This is a genomic window from Amphritea sp. 1_MG-2023 (assembly GCF_030547545.1).
Classification (GTDB): Bacteria; Pseudomonadota; Gammaproteobacteria; order Pseudomonadales; family Balneatricaceae; genus Amphritea.
On record NZ_JAUOQE010000006.1, the window covers coordinates 1 to 16744 of the forward strand.

A 16744-nucleotide genomic window follows, 5' to 3' on the forward strand; every position below is an offset into this window, starting at 1 on the left:
CGACCGTTTCCGGTGGCTGTCTCAAGCGAGGAGGCGCATTCTACACCGGACAGGCAGAGAGTCAACAGGGACAGCACGAAAAAGTGAAAAATTTGTTACGAAAGCGTGAATTGTGAGTAACGAGGGTTCTTTTAAGAGCTGGGGGTTAATCGCGGCGGGATAGCCAGAGGGCATGCCAGCGGCGTTCGCTACAAAGGTTGCTGCGCGTTGGTGATTAAATCAGGTTTTATCGCGACGGGGGCGTCGCTCGCTACAAAGATTGTTGGTTCTGGAGTTAATCGCGACGGGGGCGTTGCTCGTTACAAAGATTGTTGGTTCTAGGGTTAATCGCGACGGGGGCGTCGCTCGCTACAAAGATTGTTGGTTTTGAGGTTAATCGCGACGGGGGCGTTGCTCGTTACAAAGATTGTTGATTCTGAGGTTGATCGCGACGGGGGCGTTGCTCGTTACAAAGATTGTTGGTTCTGGAGTTAATCGCGACGGGGGCGTTGCTCGCTACAAAGATTATTGATTCTGAGGTTAATCGCGATGTGTACCCTGAGGGCATGCTAGCGTCGTGCTGGCATACCCCTTGGGCAGCTTACCTTTGAACGCCTTAGAGCAAACCTGCTTCTTTATAGTATCTTATCGCCCCTGGATGCAGGGGTGTCGAACCGACAGCAGTAACCATCTCCTGTTTATTCAGATCGGCAAAGGCGGGATGTAGCTTTCTAAAGATATCAAAACTTTCGAATACTGATTTAACTAACTGATAGACCACTTCATCCGATAGGTCTGTTGAGGCAACCAACAGACTCTCTACAGCAAAGCTTTTGATTGGCCGATCATTATTTCGATATAAGCCACCGGGTATTTCAGCTAAATGATAATAGTCATTATCCATTACTAGCTTATCAATCACCGGACCACTCACATCAACCAGCACACTATCACAAGATGTGGTGGCTTCTTTAACGGCATTACTCGGGTGTCCGATGAGATAAACCATTACATCAATGTCACCCGCGCACAGCGCACTGGCTTGTGCGGATGCAGTCAATTCAGCCGCAAGCGCAAAGTCTTGCTTACTCCAGCCTTTAGCCTTCATTAACAGATCCATGGTGCCGCGTTGACCCGAACCTGGAACCCCTACATTGACTTTTTTTCCTTTTAAATCGTCAAACTTGTGAATACCACTTCCGGCACGCGATAGCACCGTGAGTGGCTCAGAATAGATAGCAAACACCGCTTTGAGATCATGATTAGCGCCAGATTTGGCAAACTGCTCTGTGCCGTTATAGGCCTGTGCCAGCCGATCAGACTGAGTGATACCAAAAGAAAGCTCTTTATCGGCTAGCATTTCTAGATTCGCGACCGAACCTGCGGTACTTTCCGTTGAACAACGTATACCGTGGTCTGCTCTGGTTTTGTTAACCAGTCGACAGATAGCCCCTCCCGTAGGGTAGTAAACACCGGTAACACCACCGGTACCTATGGTAATGACTTCATTTATAGGTGCAGCCGCCATAGCACCCATTGACGCCACACCCAGCCCCAATGCGATCACTAATGCGTTTATTGTATTGCGAAAAGCCATAGCCCACTCCTTTGATTGTTTATCAGCACCCTATTTTCACGCTGATTATAACAGTAATAATGATTTATCATATGACGCCTGCTGCTTTTACCACGATGATGATTCAGCGCCCCTTTAGCTAGACACTTGACGATGAAATCGACACCGATTTCGATACGGAAAGAGATCGATAATAGTACCTTGCTTTACCTTCACCTGCATATCAATCCACCAGCCCGGTTCTAACAGATCACCATGCAGCCCATTAAACGTTTCTCTGATGCGTTGATCGCAAGCGGTCAATAAACCAAACTCTTCTGGAAATACATCCTTTTCAGAAACCGAATACCAGGGTTCGGCCGCTAACTCTTGCTCAGGATATAGCGGTTCTGGTATGTAGCGAAACTGACATTCCGTTAGATACATAATCTCATCGTAATCATAAAAGACAACTCGTCCATGTCGCGTCACGCCAAAGTTTTTAAAAAACATATCACCGGCAAAAATATTGGCCGCGGCTAGCTCTTTTATGCACTGACCAAACTCATTAATGGCTAATGAGATCGCCTGCTCGTTATTCTGTCGTAGCATCTCATCGAGATAGATATTCAACGGAATCATACGTCGCTCAATCCATAAATGCTTAATCACAACCAGATCATCAACCACATCGATCGATGACGCCGCTACGTCTAATAGCTCGTTAAGTAATGCATCGGAAAAGCGCTTTCGCGGCAGCGAAAAATTAACGAACTCCTGTGTATCTGCCATCCGCCCCGCTCTATCATGCCGCTTCACTAATTCATACTTACCCATGACGCCCGCTCGAGTGATCTTTTTGGAGGTTGCAAATCGATCCTTGATGATTTTGAACACCACCGGATAGGAGGGTAATGTAAACACGGTCATCACCATCCCTTTTGTCCCCAGCGCAACCTTAAACTGATCGCTAGAATTCGCTAAGTGCTCGATATAACCGCGATAAAATTCCGCTTTACCCTGCTTATAAAACCCAATCGCATTGTAAAGTTCGGCTATCGATTTCATGGGCATAAGGGAGTGTAAAAAGTGGATCAGGGCGGAGGGGTGATCGACTTCAACTAAAAAATAAGTGCGCGTGAAACTAAAGATAATCGACACATCATTTTCATCAATCAACGCGGTATCGATATAGACGCCACCTGCCTCATTATTCAATATCGGCAATATGAAAGGTACAGAGCGGGTCGATAACGTCACTCGTCCGACGATATAGGCGCCTTTATTGCGATAAAAACGGCTTCGAATCACGTGTACGACCGCATCATCATTGACGATCTCATTAGCTAGATGCGTACCAATATAACGTAGTAGATGACTGATATCCCGCCGCTTATTCTCCCAAGGAATGCCAAAACGGTAATCCTCGAGTAACTGATGAATAAACGCTAGCAACCCATGACGCAGGGTATAGGTACGATAGAGGTCCGCAATAACGGCGTTATCATCGGCCGGACACTGAGTATCGATAAACATAAACTGATCATCGATCTGTCGATGTTGACGTAAGCGACAATAAATAGAGTTATAAAACGTTTTGCCTAACTCGGCGTCCACCTGCTGAGCTATTTTAATAAGATAGTCAGCCTTGATCGATATCCACAATGCATTGTTGAGGCCAGCATTCATCTCTGCCTCGATTTTACCACTCACCTGATCGACCAAGGTGTTATAAAGATCTATTCGCTGAGTCGATAAACGTTGAATAGCGTGCCAATCAGCCGCTTCAAAATACACGTTTGCCTGACGGGTAAGCGCCCGAAACTGCTGCCGATAGGCATTAAAGCCTTCTAGTATAAGGCGAGCAATCGCGTCAGCTTGGCATGGATTCATTACACTTTAATTGTCATGGTGTGTTTTTATACTGTTTAGCAGTGATTAGGCCGTGTTGCCATTAATTAACCAAAAAGCGTAGCAACCTATTGTCTATTCCAACGATCTGCATAATATTAACTCAATCACTGTTTACGGAGGCTCGCTATGTATCATCTTCCTCAACTGACAAAAAACAGCAGTATTAGTGCTATCGCGGTGATGACCAGCGGGGGTGATTCGCCCGGCATGAATCCCGCGATTCGCAGTGTGACGCGGGCCGCGTTAAATCAAGGCGTTCGAGTATTTGGTATTAATAAGGGTTATAGCGGCTTAATCATCGGCGACCTTTTTGAATTAAAAAGCCATGATGTCTCCAATATCGTTCAACGAGGCGGCACCCTCCTAAAAAGTGATCGCTGTGAAGCGTTCAAAGACCCCATCGTGCGCCGTCAAGCCGCTGAGATTCTAAAAGAACATGGTATCGGTGGATTGATTGTGATTGGCGGCGATGGCTCCCTCACCGGTGCTCATCTACTCACCCATGAGTCCGGTATCCCTGTGATCGGCTTACCCGGCACCATCGATAATGATATCTATGGCACTGACGATACTATCGGCTTCGATACGGCACTCAATACGGCACTCGAAGCGATCGATAAAATTCGTGATACAGCAGTATCCCATGAACGTATTTTTCTGGTTGAAGTCATGGGGCGAAACTCAGGACATATTGCCTCGCAAGTCGGAGTCGCTTGTGGGGCGGAAATGATTATCGTACCAGAGATCGACTTTAAACTTGAAACACTGAGTTTTACACTGGCTAATCAACGAGCTGAAGGGCGTGGCAGTAGTGGTATTATTGTTGTCGCTGAAGGACCTAAACCTGGGTTAACCTATCGCTTAGCACGACAGCTAGAGCTCGATGGACAAACCGCTGGCGTCTGTATTCTCGGCCATATACAGCGAGGCGGTCGCCCTACAGGACACGATCGCGTACTGGCATCGTGCCTTGGCGCCTCGGCGGTGACTTATTTACTTGCTGGGTTTAGCGATATTATGGTGGGTATCCTCAATAGTAAAATTACGGCTACCCCGCTATTAGATATTGTAGAGAAGCAAAAGCCGCTTAACCCCGAGCTGGTGACGCTGGCTCAATTGCTCCACAAATAGGTCTTGCTGAGCGAGGCTACAAGGTTACACACCCTTAACATCAGAAAACAGCTTATGCTGTTTTCTGTTCAAACGCCGCTGACACTCGCTGCATCAATACATCGATCACGCGAGGCAGTAACTGTTCCACAGCAATACCCGATAAACTCTGCGCATCGCTATTGAGTCCTGCCAAAGTATCCCCCCGCTGTGGGTTATCCACCACAATTGAACTCAACTGCTGCCAATCACATGGCGATAGATGTAACCCACTCACCAGCGCGATGCCTTTGCGCTTACGAATCTGCGCTAATCCTACCAACTTGCGCCCATCGGGGCTGACGACTTCACCGTGTGATAACGACGCGTAACAGGCCCACTTTACATCTTCCTGTTGACTGATTATTTTCGATTGTTCAATCATCGCCTGATCAACCCCTCGGCAAGGAATATCACAGGCCATCAAGGTATCGACCCAAATATGCTCGAACCAAGAAAAAATCTCGATAATATTCTGTTTTGCTAACGGATGTTCGGTTGGAATAAACACTGTCACACTTAACATCCAAGGCCCAGCAAATACCGCACCGCCACCGGAACGACGTCGCATCAATGGATAACCCGCGCGCTCTGCTCGCCACTGCTGCCCTTCATCGGGGCGCTGCGAGCAACCCAAAATAATGGCCGCTTGATCATACTGCCACAGCAATACTTGCGGCTGCTCAACACCCGCCTCAAGCACATCGCTAATACGTTGCTGTTCATCCGGCATAGAACCGATGACCAATGACTGAAAATTGTTATGCATATTGTTCCCCTAGCGCCAGAGGCAGGAAGATTAACCTATCTATATGCTTGGGAAAACCATTATCATGCTGCTGTTATACATGGAACTTCAGTGATGCAAAACGACTTTATCGATATTTACCATCAGGCGCTTTGTCGCAACGGCTATCAACAGGACTCGCAGCAGCAATTATTAGCGCTAGCGCTGAATCGAATCTATCAAAGCTTGCAGTCAGGCGGCACCAAGAAAAACCAAACGCAAGGCCTCTATATATGGGGACCGGTGGGACGCGGTAAAACCTTTTTAATGGATCTTCTGTTTGCCCATCTCGATGATGGCATCGGCTTGCGCCATCACTTCCACCGTTTTATGGCACAGATTCACCAGCAGCTAGGTGATTTGCAAGGGCAATCAGATCCACTGACGTTGATTGCCACTCGACTGGCGCGTCAATATCGATTGATCTGCTTCGATGAATTTTTCCTCAATGATATTGCCGACGCCATGATTCTCGGAAAACTCATTAAGGGCCTACTCAAGCAGGGGGTTATTCTGATTACCACCTCGAACAGACCACCCGATAAGCTGTGTAAAGATCCGCTGTTTGAAGATCGAGTTAAGCCGATTATCGCGATGATCAAACAGCAGATGCAGGTCTTTAATCTAGCCGGTGAGACCGATCATAGGCTGCGCACGCTCACCCCCGCGCCGTGTATTTTTCACCCTGACGATCCACACCCCGATAGCGAACAACAACTGACCCAATACTACTCTCAGTTAAGCCAAACGCCGCCCTGCCCCGATGAAGTTGAAATATTACAGCGTACGATACCGGTACGGGGTATAAGCGCTAACTGTATCTGGTTTGAGTTTGAACATATCTGTATGGGTGCCCGTAGTCAGATGGATTACATCGATATCGCTAACCGATTTGAGCATGTCTTTGTCAGTCAGATTCCGCCCTTAGGGAGTCATCGTCGTGAGCAGATTAAAGCTCGCGGTACCGAGGATGGTGTCGAAGCGGTAAAAGCCGGTGACCGACAGGTATTATTAGGCAACATGGATGATCCGGCACGCCGCTTTATCAGCTTGGTGGATGAACTTTACGACCGTAACATTAATTTATTTCTCAGCCTTGAAGTGCCATTGGAACAGCTCTACGGTGAGGGCAGTCTATTGTTTGAATTTGCCCGCACATACAGTCGCCTAACGGAGATGCAATCGTTTGAATACCAACAATCGACTGCGTTGGATTAGGCATTCACGCCGTCTTACTCGAACATATGACCCTAAAGCCCACTCACGTTAACTTTCGACAGGAGCACTTTTAATGGCGATGCTATTACGCTTTTTCTTTCAAGGCTTACTGATTTTGCTGCCTTTCGTGCTGACGATCTATCTCGTTTTCCTCATTTTCACCGCGCTAGATGAGACACTCTTTTCGGCCGTAGGCTCACTCATCAGTTACTTTATTCCCGGCCTGCAGGCAGACGCCACCGAAACGCTACTGGGAATTCTCCTCACCGTTGCCATCATCATTCTCACCGGTATCGCCGGCTCTCTCTATCTGACTCGCTTTTTGATGGATATCATCGGCGCACTGATGGAACGGATTCCCGTGGTGAAACTGCTATACAACTCCCTCAAAGATCTATTTCAAGCGCTATTAGGGGATCAGAAAAGTTTTGATAAACCGGTGCTGGTCTACCTCAACCGAGAAAAAACCATCAAGGTGATGGGTTTCATTACCTGTGAAGATATGCGTAGCTTTGGTTTAGATGAAGATGTATCTGTGTACCTACCGGATTCCTATAATTTTTCAGGCAACTTAATCATCGTTCCTCGAGACTTGATTGTGCCGCTGAACGTCAGTTCCGGAAAAGTCACCACCTTTATCGTCAGTGGCGGAGTCTCGACCACTGACAAAACCCATTAACCGCGATGATCGCTGACAAACGGGTTGGTTTGACGTTCGTGTCCTAGGGTCGACATCGGCCCATGACCGGGAATAAAGGCGACCGTATCACCTAGCGGGAATAGCTTAGCTTTAATCGAATCGATCAGGGTCGCATGATCCCCTTGAGGAAAATCTGTACGGCCAATGGAGCCCTTAAACAGCACATCCCCGACCTGCGCCAGTTGACTCTCTGGGCTATAAAACACCACATGGCCAGGGGTATGGCCCGGACAATGCAGTACCTCGAGTGTTTCATTACCCACCGTAACTTTATCACCATCGTTCAGCCAACGGTCTGGAGTGAAGGAGGCAACCTCAGGAAAACCAAACATCTGACTTTGTTGCGCTAACCCATCGATCCAGAATTGATCCCCGATATGAGGCCCCTCAATCGACACACCGGTGCGCTTTACTAGCTCAGCCGTGCCACCCGCATGGTCAATATGCGCATGCGTCAGGAGTATTTTTTCCAATTGCAGCCCTAACGTCTCAAGCGTCGTCAATACCTTATCAATATCACCACCGGGGTCGACCACCGCCGCTTTTTTACTCGTTTCGCACCACAGCAAGGTGCAGTTTTGTTGGAATTGAGTCACCGGAATAATACTGTATTTCATAGAGATGCCGTGATGGTTGAAAAGTGATCTCCCAGTATACCTATTTCTGGACTATCCTTCGATGTACTAGGCGGATAAACAGTGTCCGCCTGCAACAGCGTTCAGAGCCCCTGATTGACTCTGAAGGAGGTTATTTAAATGCCTGTATCTCCAACCCTGCAAAAGTTCCTCAATCGAGGCGATATCCCCTATCGCTTGATTCGTCATCCCTATACTGAAACATCCCTCAGCGCTGCCTTGGCCGCGCAGGTGCCTGTACGACAAATGGCAAAAGGTGTCGTGCTCAACGATGATGAAGGCTTTATGATGGCGGTGGTCCCCTCTGATCGACGGGTCGATCTATATGCTATCAATCAACAACTGGGGCGAGTGTTTTCACCCGCCGCACAACAGGATGTCAAAATCCTCTTCGGTGATTGTACTAAAGGCGCAGTCCCCGCGCTGGGGCAAGCCTATAATATGCCGGTGATCTGGGATGATCACTTAGCGCATGAACCCGACTGCTACATGGAAGCCGGTGATCATCAAGAGCTGCTCTGTTTTTCCCAATCCACCTTTAAACAAGTGATGTCAGAAAAGCCTCACGGCATGATCAGTCACTAAGACACCCGCAGACGATTATCGGGATGGATTCATCCCGATAGCTCATTCCACTAATATCGCTTATATGTATTTACCCTACTCCGCTTGCTATGCGATAGTGTCAGCCCATTTTCAATAAGATTCCCGATAAGTGCGCTGGAGAGAACAATGAAAAAGCTAAAGCATGAAGCTGAACTGGTAAAAGAGGCCATTCGTATTGGTGGGGTCTATATGCAAAAGCGCGGCGCAGGACAGCTTGAAGCGACCGATAGCGCCAGTAATAAAGTCACCGCCATTTACCGTCTCCTGGTACTCGATAAACTCATTCAACCGTTGGCTAAAGGCGATGAAAGCGAGCCTAACATGAAGCATAAACTCGCCCTGTGGATAAGCCGTCAACTGCCTAAAGGTCATCCTTTGCTGGAGGAGTAATATGAGCACCCCGAGCATCTATCTTGCAGGCCCAGATGTGTTCTGGCCCAATGCCATCGAGCTGGGGGCGGCGAAAAAAAAGCTGTGTCAGCGATACGGTTTTACGGGGCTATTTCCCCTCGATAACAGCCTTGATCTCTCCTCGCTATCGCCCTATCAAGCAGGACTAGCGATTTATCGAGCGAATATTGAACTGATGAATCGCTGTGATTTGATTATCGCTAATATGACCCCTTTTAGAGGCCCGAGCATGGATGTCGGTACGGCATTTGAGATGGGTTATCTCACCGCGCTGAACAAACCGGTGTGGGGTTACTCGCTAGATGGACGTCTCTATAGCGATAGAATCGATGGTAGCCTTACCGATGCCGAAGGCTTTAGCATTGAGCGTTTTGATATGGCCGATAATCTGATGATGATTGGTGCGTTAGAACAACAAGGCGGATTGATTACAAAGGCGCATAGCGAAACACTGACGAACCATCTGACACTCTTCGAACAGGTTCTAAAACAACTTTAACGTCGAGCCCATAGCCCGACGAATTGATGCAAATATGGTTCGATTAGCACGACTAGTCAATCAAGCCGACTGCTTGCCAAGGCAGTCGGCAGATTAGCGCAGCATCGAAGCGCTCTTCAGTTTTATACTTTATGGTAGATCTCAGCGCCGGTTTGCTTGAACTCCTGAGATTTTTCCTGCATCCCCTTATCAGCCGCCGCTTGCATCGATGCAACCTGCGCCTCATCCAGATCACGCACTTCTTGAGAGATTTTCATCGAGCAGAACTTCGGCCCGCACATTGAACAGAAATGCGCCACCTTAGCGGATTCCTTCGGCAAGGTTTCATCGTGATACGCACGTGCGGTATCAGGGTCGAGACCGATATTGAACTGATCTTCCCAACGAAACTCGAAACGCGCCTTAGACATGGCATTATCACGAATCTGCGCACCTGGGTGTCCCTTAGCCAAATCGGCAGCATGCGCCGCAATCTTATAGGTGATAATACCGGTCTTGACATCATCTTTGTTCGGCAAGCCTAGGTGTTCTTTAGGGGTCACGTAACAGAGCATCGCACACCCATACCAGCCGATCATCGCCGCGCCAATACCCGACGTAATATGATCATAACCCGGAGCGATATCCGTGGTCAGTGGCCCTAACGTATAGAATGGTGCTTCCTGACACTCGGTCAGTTGCTTATCCATATTCTCTTTGATCATATGCATCGGCACATGCCCAGGACCTTCAATCATCACCTGTACATCATGTTGCCAAGCGATTTTGGTCAATTCACCTAGGGTTTCCAGCTCGGCAAACTGCGCTTCATCGTTGGCATCATAAACGGAACCAGGACGTAAACCGTCGCCGAGCGAGAAAGACACATCGTAGGTTTTACAGATCTCGCAGATCTCTTCAAAGTGCGTATAGAGGAAGTTTTCTTCATGATGTGCCAAACACCACTTCGCCATAATTGAGCCGCCACGGGACACAATACCGGTCATGCGTTTCGCCGTCATCGGCACATAGCGGAGCAGGACACCGGCATGAATGGTAAAGTAATCAACCCCCTGCTCGGCTTGCTCGATCAAGGTATCACGGAACACTTCCCAATTCAGATCTTCAGCCACACCGCTGACTTTTTCTAACGCCTGATAGATAGGGACGGTACCGATTGGCACCGGTGAATTACGCAGAATCCATTCCCGTGTTTCATGGATATTCTTACCGGTCGATAGATCCATAATCGTATCGGAACCCCAGCGAATGCCCCAAGTCATCTTTTCGACCTCTTCTTCGATCGAAGAACTGAGCGCCGAATTACCGATATTACCGTTAATTTTCACCAAAAAATTTCGCCCGATAATCATCGGTTCGAGTTCAGGGTGGTTAATATTAGCAGGGATAATCGCTCGACCTTCGGCCACTTCCTGACGCACAAATTCAGCGGTGATTTCATCAGGAAGCTGCGCACCAAAGCTATGGCCTGGATGCTGCTGTGCGACAATATTGCCTTGAGCACGAGACTTAGCCAGCTTCATATTCTCACGGATGGCGATAAACTCCATCTCCGGGGTAATGATCCCTTTACGCGCATAATGCAACTGCGTGACGTTTTCGCCAGGCTTGGCCTTCAACGGCTTGCGGGTGAGTTCGAAACGTAGACTATCCAGACGCAGATCCTGTTCCCGTGCACGACCATACTCTGAGCTCAATCCATCCAAACGTAGCGTATTATTGCGCTCGGCAATCCAGCCCGCCCGCAAAGGCGTCAAACCTTTACGCACATCAATCATTGCTTCAGGATCGGTATAAGGACCGGAGGTATCGTAAACATAAAGCGGATCATTCTTTTCACCGCCCATGTCGGTTGGCGTATCATCCAGTGCAATTTCTCGCATAGGCACCCGTACATCCGGACGAGAACCCTCCACATACACCTTACGAGAGTTGGGAAAGGGTTGCACAGAGGCTTCATCAACCTGAGCGCTGCGACTTAAAACCGTTTGATTTTCTGACATCGTATCACCTGCTTTTTAAGTTTCTTTTTATAAGCGTTGACTCTCTAAAGTCTGTTACTCATATTGCTAAAATAATCTCGACCTAATGGCTCAACGATCGATAACCGAGACCGTTCGATCCAATAATGACTGCTGCAGCGTTATCCTCTGAGTGTTGAACAACCACGGCTGTTCGAGCCTCCCGGTTATAAAACCGAAGAGTTGCGGTTTAAGGGAGTGAGATTTGAGGGGGTAAGACTTACTAGCCGCGGAGCCTAGCGTCACCTCGGGCAGATAAGAGATCATGCGTATTAAAGGAGAAAGTAAACGGGTTTTAAGTCTATTGATGGCGCGATTAAGCCATCGCACACCGTTATACTGAGTGACGCTAACGAGGCGATCGAGCAATATGATAAAATAGAGCCTGCTCACGGTAGCATACGCTGTTCGGCGATCACCGACACCCGTCAACAAAGGTGTCATAAGCAGTGCAATGAGAATATTTTTTTCAGGCATCTGTACAGATCCAGCTTGTGAGCTAAACCGAGTACAAAAAAAATACAGCAGGACGGTTTATCTCGATTTCCTACGCCGGTATTAACCGGATCAGGTTCGCGGGTTATTGGACGTCATCGTCCAACTCTCAGCCCCAAGGGCACCCCGACAAGATGGCAACTAGTTTATGTGTAAGCTCTAGAGATGTCCATCCAACAATCGAAATAGACGTAAGATAGCCTTAAGTGACACGCGCTTTGCAGCACAAGAAAACGTAAAAATAAGAATTTTTCCTATATTCACTCAACAGCACTTCATTCACTATATATCTCAGGAAGATTAATCGTTCAGGATTGAACAGCGGAAGGCCAAGATAAGCGGATCAGGAAGCATGGATTGCTGGCATGAAGCCTAGGATTAACCGCACGGAGAATGGATGCCATACGAAGAGAGCACTCAAGGGGAACTGAGTGCTCTTTTTTTTCGTCTGCAATCATCAGTATCATTCCCTGGATGATGAAATAAGACTTTTTCCTATGGTTCTCACCGCTTGAAGATAGGATACTGTTTTTGACGGATCGATCGCCTTCAAGGATGAGGGAAAGACAAATTAGGATTGTCGTTTAATGGACTGTTGCTTGGTTATATGATGAAAAGGGATACAAGGATGTCACGGCAGGGAGCCGAATAGATTTCATCAGCAAATGGATTTATGAATAACCTAAGCATGTAAAAAGATGTAAGAAGAGAGCACTTTACCCAAAGTGCTCTCTTTTTTTATGCCTGCCATAGTGCTAAAACCTGGCAAACCGTGATGAAAGAACGAACGAGTGGTATATCCGCGAATCAAACATCTTGCCATAAGCTTTGCGCCAACTGTGCCGCGCTGCGCTTGCAGCCTTCAGCGATCCAACCCGCCAATGACGCCGCCACATCGGGATACACGATGGCTTTAGGTGAAGGCTGACGGGTCCAACGATAAAATTGCTCCGCGGTAAGCTCATTAAAGACGTCTGCAAGCCTTAAACTCTTCAGTATGGCTGCATTCGACTGTTGCTCAGGCTGCCCAGATAAAGGCTTGGTGAGCAGTTTTTTACCACTTTGCAGCACCTCACTGGATAACCCAAAACCACTGTTAGCGATGACTCCTTCACAACTCGCCTGCGCGCGACGAAAGGCTTCACGAGATAACGGCCGCCATAACAGATGACCTTCATCTTCAGGCTGATCGATATCGCTATAAATATGAAACGTATAATCATGCAACGGTGCTAGCCAGCGGCGGATCTGTGCCCGCGTTTCAAAGGGCAAGTACACTAAAATCATGCCCTCTTGCTGAGTAATTGGATAGGGCTGAGGCTCGATCAGCGGTGGTAGAATAGGTCCATCGAAGTGATGCCAATGTAACCCTATACTCTGCTGCACCGGCGCAAAAAAGTAAATCATTGGCATCATGATGCGCCCAACCTTAGGCCCTGGGAGTGGATACCTAAAGGCATATTGATGAGCAATACCGATACAGGGCTTATTCTGTAACTTGGCGGCCCAAGCGGAAATGGGTTCGAAATCACTGATAATCAGATCATATTCCTGCAGATCCAGCGACCGAATATCTTTTATGAGTTGCACTAGGTTATTGTGTTTCAAACTCGCCCAACGATCTATGACTCCATCGCGGACGATAAACGTTAGCCCTCGGCGCAGTTGATAATCCCCAAAAGGCTCCATATTAAAAAGCTTATCGGCTGAGCGGCCACTGAATAAAAAGTCGACCTCAACGCCCGCTTGCTGCAACGCAGGTGCCATCACTCGCGCTCGCGTTATATGGCCATTGCCGGTCGCCTGTACAGCGTAAAGAATTTTCATGACAGATCACCCACACGATTGATTAATAGCGAGATTAAAACAACTCAAGCAGATTTAAGCCGATCACCGCAGAGAGCAATCCCAACAGCGCACCGGCAATAATATCGCTAGGATAATGTACGCCCAAAAACACACGCGCCAAGGCAATCAATGCGGCTAAGGTATAAGCAGGCAACATGAATGCTGGGTAATAAACACTGAGCAGCGTTGCAAACACAAATGCAGCAGCCGCATGACCCGATGGCAAGCTAAATTTATCGGCAGGCGTAATTTGAGGCGTCACATCAGCGAAACGATCACAGGGGCGATCCCGTTTAATCAGTTGCTTGAGCAGCAGGTAGACAGGCAGTTCAATCGTGAATACTAGCAATCCGGCGAGTAAAAATTCAGCCCCATTGATCGGTTCTAGCCAACCGATCAATAAGCCCATCATCAGATAAAGCCCTCCATCCCCCAACTTGGAAATGAAGCGACTGATGATCGGCATCACCGGTAACCGGCAAGTGCTAAAACAGAGGTAGTACAGTGTCGTATCGTAAGCGACTATACGCTGCTGTAATGCATTCATACTTCTAGACCCAATGTTTGCTGTTTGACAACATTTTCGGTCAAAAACTATGACAAAGTAGTGAACAACTATTTAAGCTTCAGTGACAGCTTCAGTGACAGCCTCGGTGCGTGAGGCCGAATTCTCTGACTGCGTAATCTGGGACAACAGTTTGGCAGTAATTAATTGCGGCTTGAGCGGCCGACTAAACAAATAACCTTGCGCATGCTCACACTTTAGATTGACGAGGGTTTGATATTCTTCACGGGTCTCCACCCCTTCCACAATGACATCCATATTTAGGGCACTGCCCATCTGCAGCGATGCTTTAACGATCTGCAAACTTGAATGGTCATGCGTGATCCCTTGAATAAACCCTTGATCGAGCTTAAGTTTCAGCACCGGCAACTCTTTCAGGTAGAGTAACGATGAAAAGCCCGTACCAAAATCATCAATTGAGAAACATACGCCTTGATGGGTCAGCTTGCTCATGGTCTCTTTCGCCTGCGTTAAATCGCCGAGAAAAACCGACTCGGTAATTTCAAGCTCAAGCTTTTCTGCAGGAAAGCCGCTCTGTTCAAGCGTATTTAATACTTTACTGGCAAAATCGGATTCAACGAACTGTTTCACCGAGACATTGACGGCTATGCGCTGAAACACCAACCCTTGCGCTAGCCATACGCAACCCTGCTGACAAGCCAGCTGTAGCACCCGATCACCGAGGGTAACAATCAGCCCCTCTTGCTCAGCCAAGAGGATAAATTTATCCGGCGGAATATTCCCCATCTGCGGATGCTGCCAGCGAGCCAGCGCCTCAAAGCCAACCACTTCATCCTTAAGTAACGCCATTTGCGGCTGATATTCCAGATAAAATTGATCCGATGATAGCGCCTCGGCTAAGGCAAAAACCAACTGCTGATTCTCATAGAGCTGATCACTCATCTCCGATGCATAAAACAAATAACTGCCGGCATTTTTCTTTTTTGCTTCATGTAACGCGAGATCCGCCTGTTCCAGCAAGCGCAGAGGATCATCAAGCTCAGCGGTTTGAATCGATATACCCGCCGTTGCCGTTAAGGCAAAACTCTGATCGCCAGAAACGATCGGCAAACTCATTTCAGCGATTAAACGATCGGCAAAATGGCTCAGGGACAGACGGTCCGCTGATTGCCTCAACACGACGGCAAATTCATCACCGCCATTACGCGATAAGACGGACCCGCCACTCAAACGCGCCTGCAATCGCTCACTCGTCCGTCGTAAAACATAATCGCCTATTTTCTGACCATAAAATTCATTGATCAAACTAAAGTTATCCAAGCCCAGTAAGATGACACAGGTGGTTTGCGCTTCAGTGCAGGGTAAGCGCGTGTATTCGGCTAAGGTTTCGGTCATAAACTGACGATTATAAGTCCCCGTTAATTCATCATGATAGGCAAGAAAGCTCACCTCTTTTTGAATTTCTTTACGATAGGAGACTTCACGTTTAAGTGAACGGTTCCACAACAGAAGCATCAGCAATAACACGACCGTCAAGCCAAAGCCGATGAATAACAGCCACTGCTTCAAGGTTTCTATATCAATCCGTTGACTGTCTTCTGGGTGTAGCCAACGATCATCGATACTCTGTTTCTGTTGTGTCGTTATATTAGCCAACCCTTTATCTAACAGCTCAATCAGTATCGGCTGATCATTTCGCGCAGCCAAGGCGATGTGATAATCCAGCCCTACATTACCCACGATGCTGATATTATCAATACCCTCTTTCACCGAATATAGGTAGCCGGCAGAGGCTGAAGCCCCAACCCCCTCTACCGCCCCTGCGGCAAGTAAATTGAAGGCTTCTCGTAGGGTGTCGACTTCGACTAGATTAACCTTGGGGTGCTGATCACGAATATAACTGACTAATGCGCTACCTCGTGGCACGGCAAAACGTTGCTGATTAAAATCCGCCATCTTCGCCCAACGAAAGTGATCTTTTTGAGCGAATATTTTATTCGAAAGCTGTGCGTACTCACGGGTAAAGTTTAGATAGTGGCGGCGCTCTTTAGTCTCACTCGCAGCAAACACGATATCAATAGAACGCGCTTGTGCGGCGTTAAGCAATGCCGCATAGCTATCAAATAGCTGATATTGAAAATCCGCGGCTAAGGCTTCATCGATCAGCCGCAGATAATCCATCGCCAAGCCATCAACACGGTTATCGTTAACACGATTTGATAGATAGGGTGGAACCTCGACTACTCCTACTCGAATGGATCCGCGATGTTGCGCCAACCAATGAGATTCATCCTCAGTCAGGTTGATAGCGGCAACAGCTGACGACGATAGCAGCAAGAGAAAAAATGAGCACAACAACGAGGCAGATTTAGATATCACAACAACCCGCAACTAGATGATT

Annotated in this window: 15 protein-coding genes and 1 riboswitch; of the genes, 6 read left to right on the forward strand and 9 right to left on the reverse strand. The window is 47.8% G+C overall.

Going from position 1 to position 16744, the window contains the following annotated elements:
• Positions 1-595 precede the first annotated feature (595 nt).
• Both Q4488_RS04925 and aceK read right to left on the reverse strand, forming a co-directional pair.
• On the reverse strand, positions 596-1576 hold the full coding sequence (locus tag Q4488_RS04925) for a TAXI family TRAP transporter solute-binding subunit (protein WP_303579354.1): 981 nt from the start codon (positions 1574-1576) through the stop codon (positions 596-598).
• 114 nt (positions 1577-1690) lie between these two features.
• Positions 1691-3427: a bifunctional isocitrate dehydrogenase kinase/phosphatase gene (gene aceK, locus Q4488_RS04930; protein WP_303579355.1), complete on the reverse strand. Its 1737-nt coding sequence runs from the start codon at positions 3425-3427 to the stop codon at positions 1691-1693.
• A gap of 147 nt (positions 3428-3574) precedes the next feature.
• Here aceK and pfkA point away from each other — a divergent pair, with 147 nt between their 5' ends.
• The gene (gene pfkA / locus Q4488_RS04935) at positions 3575-4579 is read left to right on the forward strand and encodes a 6-phosphofructokinase (RefSeq protein WP_303579356.1); all 1005 of its coding nucleotides are present in this window, start codon (positions 3575-3577) and stop codon (positions 4577-4579) included.
• 52 nt (positions 4580-4631) lie between these two features.
• Here the strand turns inward: pfkA and Q4488_RS04940 are convergent, their stop codons facing one another.
• The gene (locus tag Q4488_RS04940; protein ID WP_303579357.1) at positions 4632-5366 is read right to left on the reverse strand and encodes a hypothetical protein; all 735 of its coding nucleotides are present in this window, start codon (positions 5364-5366) and stop codon (positions 4632-4634) included.
• Between the two features lie 93 nt (positions 5367-5459).
• Here Q4488_RS04940 and zapE point away from each other — a divergent pair, with 93 nt between their 5' ends.
• Entirely contained in the window at positions 5460-6602 is a 1143-nt protein-coding gene (zapE, locus tag Q4488_RS04945; protein ID WP_303579358.1) for a cell division protein ZapE, read from the forward strand.
• 73 nt (positions 6603-6675) lie between these two features.
• A complete protein-coding gene (locus Q4488_RS04950) occupies positions 6676-7281 on the forward strand; it encodes a DUF502 domain-containing protein (RefSeq protein WP_303579359.1) in 606 nt (201 codons plus the stop codon).
• Here Q4488_RS04950 and Q4488_RS04955 read toward each other — a convergent pair.
• Positions 7278-7919: an MBL fold metallo-hydrolase gene (locus tag Q4488_RS04955; protein ID WP_303579360.1), complete on the reverse strand. Its 642-nt coding sequence runs from the start codon at positions 7917-7919 to the stop codon at positions 7278-7280. The genes Q4488_RS04950 and Q4488_RS04955 overlap by 4 nt on opposite strands.
• 138 nt (positions 7920-8057) lie before the next feature.
• On the opposite strand from Q4488_RS04955, the gene Q4488_RS04960 reads away from it, so the two are divergent.
• The 3 genes from Q4488_RS04960 (at position 8058) to Q4488_RS04970 (ending at position 9453) form a co-directional block, all read left to right on the forward strand.
• The gene (locus Q4488_RS04960; protein ID WP_303579361.1) at positions 8058-8522 is read left to right on the forward strand and encodes an aminoacyl-tRNA deacylase; all 465 of its coding nucleotides are present in this window, start codon (positions 8058-8060) and stop codon (positions 8520-8522) included.
• Between the two features lie 147 nt (positions 8523-8669).
• A complete protein-coding gene (locus tag Q4488_RS04965; RefSeq protein WP_303579362.1) occupies positions 8670-8933 on the forward strand; it encodes a DUF5062 family protein in 264 nt (87 codons plus the stop codon).
• Position 8934: 1 nt separating this feature from the next.
• Positions 8935-9453 (forward strand): nucleoside 2-deoxyribosyltransferase, encoded by a 519-nt coding sequence (locus Q4488_RS04970; RefSeq protein ID WP_303579363.1) that lies wholly within the window; start codon positions 8935-8937, stop codon positions 9451-9453.
• Between the two features lie 122 nt (positions 9454-9575).
• On the opposite strand, the gene thiC is transcribed toward Q4488_RS04970, so the two are convergent.
• From thiC to Q4488_RS04995, 5 genes are all read right to left on the reverse strand, one after another.
• Positions 9576-11456, reverse strand: coding sequence for a phosphomethylpyrimidine synthase ThiC (gene thiC / locus Q4488_RS04975; protein ID WP_303579364.1), 1881 nt, complete (start codon positions 11454-11456; stop codon positions 9576-9578).
• 90 nt (positions 11457-11546) lie between these two features.
• Positions 11547-11951 (reverse strand): hypothetical protein, encoded by a 405-nt coding sequence (locus Q4488_RS04980; protein WP_303579365.1) that lies wholly within the window; start codon positions 11949-11951, stop codon positions 11547-11549.
• Positions 11952-12000: 49 nt separating this feature from the next.
• A riboswitch (TPP riboswitch) is annotated at positions 12001-12108 on the reverse strand.
• Positions 12109-12776: 668 nt separating this feature from the next.
• Positions 12777-13796 carry an MJ1255/VC2487 family glycosyltransferase gene (locus Q4488_RS04985; RefSeq protein ID WP_303579366.1) on the reverse strand — a complete coding sequence of 340 codons (1020 nt, stop codon included), beginning with the start codon at positions 13794-13796 and terminating at the stop codon, positions 12777-12779.
• 34 nt (positions 13797-13830) lie between these two features.
• Positions 13831-14364: a phosphatase PAP2 family protein gene (locus Q4488_RS04990; RefSeq protein ID WP_303579367.1), complete on the reverse strand. Its 534-nt coding sequence runs from the start codon at positions 14362-14364 to the stop codon at positions 13831-13833.
• A gap of 72 nt (positions 14365-14436) precedes the next feature.
• Positions 14437-16722 (reverse strand): bifunctional diguanylate cyclase/phosphodiesterase, encoded by a 2286-nt coding sequence (locus Q4488_RS04995; protein ID WP_303579368.1) that lies wholly within the window; start codon positions 16720-16722, stop codon positions 14437-14439.
• Positions 16723-16744: the final 22 nt, after the last annotated feature.

Excerpts from the sequence above, each read along its gene's own strand:
- Q4488_RS04925 (WP_303579354.1), bottom strand. The coding sequence starts at position 1,576 with ATGGCTTTTCGCAATACAATAAACGCATTAGTGATCGCATTGGGGCTG.
- aceK (WP_303579355.1), bottom strand. The coding sequence starts at position 3,427 with ATGAATCCATGCCAAGCTGACGCGATTGCTCGCCTTATACTAGAAGGC.
- pfkA (WP_303579356.1), top strand. The coding sequence starts at position 3,575 with ATGTATCATCTTCCTCAACTGACAAAAAACAGCAGTATTAGTGCTATC.
- Q4488_RS04940 (WP_303579357.1), bottom strand. The coding sequence starts at position 5,366 with ATGCATAACAATTTTCAGTCATTGGTCATCGGTTCTATGCCGGATGAA.
- zapE (WP_303579358.1), top strand. The coding sequence starts at position 5,460 with ATGCAAAACGACTTTATCGATATTTACCATCAGGCGCTTTGTCGCAAC.
- Q4488_RS04950 (WP_303579359.1), top strand. The coding sequence starts at position 6,676 with ATGGCGATGCTATTACGCTTTTTCTTTCAAGGCTTACTGATTTTGCTG.
- Q4488_RS04955 (WP_303579360.1), bottom strand. The coding sequence starts at position 7,919 with ATGAAATACAGTATTATTCCGGTGACTCAATTCCAACAAAACTGCACC.
- Q4488_RS04960 (WP_303579361.1), top strand. The coding sequence starts at position 8,058 with ATGCCTGTATCTCCAACCCTGCAAAAGTTCCTCAATCGAGGCGATATC.
- Q4488_RS04965 (WP_303579362.1), top strand. The coding sequence starts at position 8,670 with ATGAAAAAGCTAAAGCATGAAGCTGAACTGGTAAAAGAGGCCATTCGT.
- Q4488_RS04970 (WP_303579363.1), top strand. The coding sequence starts at position 8,935 with ATGAGCACCCCGAGCATCTATCTTGCAGGCCCAGATGTGTTCTGGCCC.
- thiC (WP_303579364.1), bottom strand. The coding sequence starts at position 11,456 with ATGTCAGAAAATCAAACGGTTTTAAGTCGCAGCGCTCAGGTTGATGAA.
- Q4488_RS04980 (WP_303579365.1), bottom strand. The coding sequence starts at position 11,951 with ATGCCTGAAAAAAATATTCTCATTGCACTGCTTATGACACCTTTGTTG.
- Q4488_RS04985 (WP_303579366.1), bottom strand. The coding sequence starts at position 13,796 with ATGAAAATTCTTTACGCTGTACAGGCGACCGGCAATGGCCATATAACG.
- Q4488_RS04990 (WP_303579367.1), bottom strand. The coding sequence starts at position 14,364 with ATGAATGCATTACAGCAGCGTATAGTCGCTTACGATACGACACTGTAC.